We start from the raw sequence: 4,611 nt of genomic DNA on the forward strand, positions 1-4,611 counted from the left end.
TCGGTCAGGAGATCGAGGCCAAGATCCTCGAGCTCGACAAGAACCGCAACAACGTGGTCCTGTCGCGCCGCGCTCTGCTCGAGCAGACGCAGTCCGAGTCGCGTACGTCGTTCCTGAACAACCTGCACAAGGGTCAGGTCCGCAAGGGCACCGTGTCGTCGATCGTCAACTTCGGCGCGTTCGTCGATCTGGGCGGCGTGGACGGTCTGGTGCACGTCTCCGAGCTGTCCTGGAAGCACATCGAGCATGCCTCCGAGGTCGTCGAGGTCGGTCAGGAAGTCACCGTCGAGATCCTCGAGGTCGACCTGGATCGCGAGCGCGTGTCGCTCTCGCTCAAGGCGACCCAGGAGGACCCGTGGCAGGTCTTCGCCCGCACCCACGCCATCGGCCAGGTCACCCCGGGCAAGGTCACGAAGCTCGTTCCGTTCGGCGCGTTCGTCCGCGTCGCCGACGGTATCGAGGGCCTGGTGCACATCTCAGAGCTCTCCGGCAAGCACGTCGAGCTCGCCGAGCAGGTCGTGTCGGTCGGAGAAGAGGTCTTCGTCAAGGTCATCGACATCGACCTCGAGCGTCGCCGCATCTCTCTCTCGCTCAAGCAGGCGAACGAGTCGGTCGACCCGTTCGGCACTGAGTTCGACCCGGCCCTGTACGGCATGGTCACCGAGTACGACGAGAACGGGGACTACAAGTACCCCGAGGGCTTCGACCCGGAGACCAATGCCTGGAAGGAAGGCTCGGACGAGGCTCGCGAGAAGTGGGAGCTCGAGTACGCGGCTGCCCAGGCTCGCTGGGAGCAGCACAAGGCTGCCGTCGCCAAGTCGCTCGAGGCCGAGGCTGCTGCTCCGACGGAGACCAGCTCCGCTTCGAGCTCGTTCACCTCGGACAGCTCGTCCAGCGGCACCCTGGCCGACGACGAGGCGCTCGCCGCGCTTCGCGAGAAGCTCTCGGGTCGCTGATCCTGCACAGCATTTCCCGCTGGTCAGCCAGCGCATCGGGCCGTCACCTTCGGGTGGCGGCCCTTCGCGTTCGGCCGAACAGCCGGAGACTGCAGGCACGCTGACGCCGCGTTGAGGGCGAGTAGCGGCATCCGATCTCAGGCGGTGAGCCGGTAGCCCACCCCGCGCACGGTCTCGATCCAACGGGGACTGGACGGGGACTCGCCGAGCTTGCGTCGCAAGTTGGCCACATGCACCTCGATCGCGCGTGCATCACTGTCGCTGACGAACTCCACGCCGGTGTACTGCTCACCGCGCAGCATCATCGCCAGATCGGACTTCGCGCGCACGCGCCGGCCCGAACCGAGCAGATCGGCCATCCCCCCGCATCGTGGGCAGATCCTTCGCATCGCGCCGCGCCTGAAGTGCACGAATTCGCCGTGCGCGCAGCCGCGCGGGGCATGACATCCTCGATGTATGCCACTTGTCGCTCTCACCGGAGGCATCGCCTCTGGCAAGTCCACGATCGCGCGCCGCCTGGCCGGGCTCGGCGCGGTGATCGTCGACGCCGATCAGGTCGTCCGCGATGTTCAGCAGCCCGGCTCGCCTGTGCTCGCCGCGATCGCGGCCGAATTCGGCGAGCGGATGCTGCGTGAGGACGGCTCGCTCGACCGGGCCGCCCTCGGCTCGCGCGTTTTCGGAGACGCCGATGCGGTTCGGCGGCTCAACGCAATCGTGCACCCCGCGGTGGGCATCGAGTCGAATCGGCAGTTCGACGAGGCCTTCGCCGCCGACCCCGAAGCGGTGGTCGTTTACGACGTGCCGCTGCTGGCCGAGGCTCGGCTCGCCGACCCCTGGGATCTCATCGTCGTCGCCCATGCGCCCGCTGGAGTGCGCGCGCACCGTCTCGTCGAGCTGCGCGGCCTGAGCGAAGCGGACGCAGCGGCGCGGATCGCCTCGCAGGTCTCCGACGACGAGCGCCTGCGCATCGCCGACGTCGTGATCGACACGACGGGCTCGCTCCAGGACACCGCCGCCCGCGTCGACGATCTGTGGGAGCGGCTGCCGCAGCTCATCGAAGACAGGCGCACCGCCCCCGCGTGAACCGGGATGGGGCGACACCTTCGATCCGGAATCGGCTTCAATCCGGAATCGGCCGGTGCCATCGACGCCGCGGGGGTGCGACGGAGGCCGTTACGACGGCGGCGGAGCCTTCGGCTGACGGCGAACGCCCGCCGCGATGTCGGAGCCCGCGCCTAACCTGGACTGATGCAGACGACACGATCCGTGCGGCCGTTCGAGGTCGTCAGCGAGTACGTGCCCTCAGGCGACCAGCCGCAGGCCATCGCCGAACTCGCCGCCCGAATCAACGCGGGCGAGACTGATGTCGTGCTGCTCGGCGCCACCGGAACCGGCAAGTCGGCGACAACGGCATGGCTCATCGAGCAGGTGCAGCGCCCGACCCTCGTGCTGGCCCACAACAAGACCCTCGCCGCCCAGCTGGCGAATGAATTCCGCGATCTGATGCCGAACAACGCAGTGGAGTACTTCGTCTCGTACTACGACTACTACCAGCCGGAGGCCTACGTCCCGCAGACCGACACCTTCATCGAGAAGGACTCGTCGGTGAACGCCGAGGTAGAGCGTCTGCGCCACTCGACCACGAACTCGCTGCTCAGTCGACGCGATGTCATCGTCGTCTCCACCGTCTCGTGCATCTACGGCCTCGGTGCGCCCGAGGAGTACTTGCGGGCGATGGTCGCCTTGCAGGTGGGGGAGCGATACGACCGGGACGCCCTGATCCGCAAGTTCATCGCGATGCAGTACAACCGCAACGACGTCGACTTCTCCCGCGGCAACTTCCGGGTTCGCGGCGACACGATCGAGATCATCCCGGTCTACGAGGAGTACGCGATCCGCATCGAGCTGTTCGGCGATGAGATCGAAGCGCTCTACATGCTGCATCCGCTCACCGGAGACGTGGTGCAGCGGCTCGATTCGGTCCCGATCTTCCCGGCGTCGCACTACGTCGCCGGCACCGACACCGTCCAGCGCGCGATCGGCACGATCGAAGCCGAACTCGAGGTGCGTCTGAAAGAGCTCGAATCTCAGGGAAAGCTCCTCGAGGCGCAGCGACTGCGCATGCGCACCTCGTTCGACCTCGAGATGCTGCAGCAGCTCGGCTTCTGCTCGGGCATCGAGAACTATTCGCGCCACCTCGACGGACGAGCACCGGGCGAGGCGCCGCACTGCCTGCTCGACTTCTTCCCCGACGACTTCCTCGTCGTGATCGACGAGTCGCATGCCACCGTGCCGCAGATCGGCGCGATGTACGAGGGCGATGCCTCGCGCAAGCGCACGCTCGTCGAGCACGGCTTCCGGCTCCCGAGTGCGATGGACAACCGCCCACTGCGCTGGGACGAATTCAAGGATCGCGTGGGACAGACCGTGTATCTCTCGGCCACTCCGGGTCGCTACGAGATGGGCATCGCCGACGGGGTCGTCGAGCAGATCATCCGGCCCACCGGACTGGTCGACCCGCAGATCATCGTGAAGCCCTCGAAGGGCCAGATCGACGATCTGCTCGAAGAGATCCGCGTGCGCGCCGAGCGCAATGAGCGCGTCCTCGTGACGACCCTGACCAAGAAGATGGCTGAAGAGCTCACCGACTTCCTCGGTGAGCACGGCGTGCGCGTGCGCTACCTGCACTCGGACGTCGACACGCTCCGCCGCGTCGAGCTGCTCACCGAGTTGCGGGCCGGCGTCTACGACGTGCTCGTGGGCATCAACTTGCTGCGCGAGGGTCTCGACTTGCCCGAGGTCTCGCTCGTCGCGATCCTGGATGCCGACAAAGAGGGCTTCCTGCGGTCGGGAACGTCGCTCATCCAGACGATCGGCCGCGCGGCGCGCAACGTGTCGGGCGAAGTCCACATGTACGCCGACACGATCACCGACTCGATGAAGGCGGCGATCGGCGAGACCGACCGACGCCGCGAAAAGCAGGTGGCCTACAACCTCGAGAACGGCATCGACCCGACGCCGCTGCGCAAGAAGATCGCGGACATCACCGACGTCCTGGCCCGCGAGGGCGCCGACACCGCAGCGATGCTGTCGAAGCGGGATGCCGCCAAGCTCAAGTCGGGCAAGGGCAAGTCGCCGACGCCACGACTGCGGCACGAGGGAATCGCCGCCGAGGGCGCTGAACAGCTCGAGTCCACGATCCTCGACCTGTCGAATCAGATGCTCGCCGCGGCGGGCGAGCTGAAGTTCGAGCTCGCCGCGCGGCTGCGCGACGAGGTGCAGGACATGAAGAAGGAGTTGCGCGCCATGGAGCGCGCCGGCCACGCGTAGCGGCAGCCTCAGGGCGACGTAAAGGGCAGTGCAGGAGGGGCTTCGGCCCCGACCGGTCGAGCGAATTACCGGTCGATCCGGCGGATCCGTCGCGGGCTGAGGTCGCCCTCGGTATCGGTTTCGTTGCAGATGCATGAACACTGCGCCACCCTCTTGGCAGACTCTCGGCAGGCTCCTAGGCTCGGCGCAGGTGCGACGCAGCCCGATGCGAGGTGCGACCATCGAGCCGCCAAGCTCGCGCGACGTGCCGCCGTCCCCATCGGTCCGATCACAGAGGATGCTTCATGCGATCTCGGTCATTCACGCGGTCACACCCCGACCGCTC

3 protein-coding genes and 1 pseudogene are annotated in these 4,611 nt (G+C 67.0%); 3 read left to right on the forward strand and 1 reads right to left on the reverse strand.

All coding sequences use genetic code 11. From position 1 onward, the window contains the following. A partial coding sequence (locus tag QZV84_RS09010) for a S1 RNA-binding domain-containing protein (protein WP_292828547.1) occupies positions 1 to 956 on the forward strand: 956 nt, incomplete at its 5' end. A 137-nt stretch (positions 957 to 1,093) separates the two neighbouring features. Here QZV84_RS09010 and QZV84_RS09015 read toward each other — a convergent pair. Beyond that, positions 1,094 to 1,315, reverse strand: a pseudogene (locus tag QZV84_RS09015) (helix-turn-helix domain-containing protein); the annotation flags it as partial. A 97-nt stretch (positions 1,316 to 1,412) separates the two neighbouring features. Between QZV84_RS09015 and coaE the strand changes: the two are divergent. Further along, on the forward strand, positions 1,413 to 2,039 hold the full coding sequence (coaE, locus tag QZV84_RS09020) for a dephospho-CoA kinase (RefSeq protein ID WP_292828550.1): 627 nt from the start codon (positions 1,413 to 1,415) through the stop codon (positions 2,037 to 2,039). Between the two features lie 165 nt (positions 2,040 to 2,204). Beyond that, positions 2,205 to 4,286, forward strand: a complete 2,082-nt coding sequence (gene uvrB, locus QZV84_RS09025) for an excinuclease ABC subunit UvrB (protein ID WP_292828553.1) — start codon at positions 2,205 to 2,207, stop codon at positions 4,284 to 4,286. Positions 4,287 to 4,611 lie beyond the last annotated feature (325 nt).

The organism is Microbacterium sp., assembly GCF_011620715.1.
Lineage (GTDB): Bacteria > Actinomycetota > Actinomycetes > Actinomycetales > Microbacteriaceae > Microbacterium.